Source organism: Cobetia sp. BMC6, from assembly GCF_029991385.1.
Classification (GTDB): Bacteria; Pseudomonadota; Gammaproteobacteria; order Pseudomonadales; family Halomonadaceae; genus Cobetia.
On sequence record NZ_JAKUMF010000077.1, the window covers coordinates 1 to 418 of the forward strand.

Genomic DNA, 418 nt, shown 5'->3' on the forward strand with positions numbered 1-418 from the left:
CGGCCTACGTAATGATGCACGATGCGCCACAAACGCTTGTCAGTGACTTCCAATTGCCGAGAGACGGCGAGCACAGGCATCTCCCTGACCAACGACATGGCAGCCTGTTCAAACAACAGTGTGAAGCCACTATCAGGGCGAGCCCAGGGCACCTCGACTCGCCTGACGCCGTGCTCTGGACACCGGGTGCGAGGAACGCGGGCATGGAGATAGCAATGATGCTGGAAGAAGTTCAGGTGTCGCCAGGACTTGTCGGCAAAGTCATGCGCCGGGCATGCCTTGCCGCATTCCGGGCAGGCATAAAGGCTCCCCCGGTCGGCTTCCACGTAAAGCTCGAGACGATGCGGAGATGACGTGGTATCCAGATGCTGGTCCTTGAGTTTCCAAGGCGCTTGCAAGCCCAAGCCAAGGGTCAGGA

Annotated in this window: 1 protein-coding gene; it reads right to left on the reverse strand. The window is 59.3% G+C overall.

The genetic code is table 11. The features are described 5' to 3' along the window. Positions 1-416 (reverse strand): helix-turn-helix domain-containing protein (locus MKZ40_RS17065; RefSeq protein WP_282628008.1); only part of this gene is annotated, 416 nt, incomplete at its 3' end. Between the last annotated feature and the right edge of the window lie 2 nt (positions 417-418).